2 pseudogenes are annotated in these 1,005 nt (G+C 57.6%); both read left to right on the top strand.

Features of this window, described 5'->3' with window-relative positions:
* The first annotated feature begins 43 nt into the window (after positions 1 to 43).
* Positions 44 to 292: pseudogene (locus AC2FEB_RS23330) on the top strand (DDE-type integrase/transposase/recombinase).
* Positions 293 to 315: 23 nt separating this feature from the next.
* Positions 316 to 759, top strand: a pseudogene (locus AC2FEB_RS23325) (hypothetical protein); the annotation flags it as partial.
* Between the last annotated feature and the right edge of the window lie 246 nt (positions 760 to 1,005).

Here is a 1,005-nt window from a genome sequence, read left to right as displayed (position 1 = left end):
CATTGCAGCAGACCAACCACCAGTTGGATCAAGCCGCGCGAAGGTGCAACATGTCGACCAAAGTTTGCGACAAAGCCAAGTACAGTCAATCAGGTCCAAGTATCTGAACAACTTGATCGAACAGGATCATCGCTTCATAAAGCGGCGTGTTTGGCACATGCGTGGGTTTTAGTCGTTCGAATCCGCCTCAGCCACATTGGATGGCATTACGGTGGCCAGTATGATCCGGAAGCAGCAATTCTCTAGCACTACTACCTCGGGCTTTCGGACGTTTGCTGAGATCGCAGGATAGATGTGTCCAGTAAATCGCCACCTCTGGCCGTTCAAAGAGTTTGCGACACATCCGATGAGGATGCTTCGGAAGACGATCTCTGGTTCCTGCCGGGACCGGTTGAAGAAGAACCAGATTATCTGCTTCCCGGGGCGCTGGCGGAACCACCCGATATTTTGGTCATGGACGACTGGGCTAAGGCGGAAGCGGCTCACGCTGCGCGCCTTGCAAGGGTGGCTTGACGCTTGGGTGCGCTGGATGACCGGTTGCAGCGCGGCCCAGAAGGCTGGCGGCATAGACTGGCTTTGATCGAGGCTGCAGACCTCAGCTGGTTCGCGGGTGATCGGGTGAGCCCAGATCGCGTGGGCGGATGGCTGGACGTAACGGCTGCGGCTGCCGATCTGCACCCTATCACGCGCGCCTGCCTGGGGTTTCACTTCTGGAGCCTAGCGGGCCTCGGCCGACATGGTGACCGGATGAAGGCCGCTGCGCAGCGCAATCTGGCCTGGCTGGAAGAAAGGGGCTGAAACGTGAGATGACGGGGCAGGGGCGATTTAGGATGTGGCGGTTCGACATCTAGGTGCTTTGACAGACTCTGCGCCACTCCGGTTTTGCGTGACAGCAGTCATTCGTTCTGCGTGCAGAGAACGACGGAAGAGAGCCCAATGTATGTACCGGCTGCTGTTCGCAAGTGAGATATCGGCGTGGCTAGCGGTAGTCGCTGATATGTATCC

Source organism: Ruegeria sp. YTSC106 (assembly GCF_059609765.1).
Note: the sequence above shows the minus strand (reverse complement) of the source record. Positions and strands in the feature narration are given on the sequence as shown.